Genomic DNA, 291 nt, shown 5'->3' with positions numbered 1-291 from the left:
CCCATCAGCTCATCCGGCACCTCGCGACGTCGAATACTCCAGAACCAGGCAATGCCTTTTTCCATATCCGGCAGCGCAACGTTATTAACATAATACTCCGCGCCGTTATCCGGGTAGGGCCAGGGCACTGAGGAGACCATATAGCGAACGATTTCCCAGCGTGGATAAAGCCGCTGTATCTGGACGGCATCTTCCGCGACCAGGGGAATGAGTAACAGGCGGTCTGTCGTTAGCGTCGGTATTGTCATCCGTGGTTCTCCCTGTTTAAGCGTTATGTTTTTGTTCACCTTC

The 291-nt window shown here is 53.3% G+C and carries 1 protein-coding gene; it reads right to left on the bottom strand.

Features of this window, described 5'->3' with window-relative positions:
• Positions 1-248, bottom strand: a 248-nt coding sequence (locus F2P44_RS34755) for a GNAT family N-acetyltransferase (RefSeq protein ID WP_167094646.1), incomplete at its 3' end; no start/stop codon positions are given.
• Between the last annotated feature and the right edge of the window lie 43 nt (positions 249-291).

The sequence above is a fragment of the Massilia frigida genome, assembly GCF_011682175.1.
GTDB lineage: Bacteria > Pseudomonadota > Gammaproteobacteria > Burkholderiales > Burkholderiaceae_D > Telluria_A > Telluria_A frigida.
The sequence above is the reverse complement of the archived record's forward strand: the minus strand, read 5'-3'. Positions and strand labels throughout refer to the sequence as shown.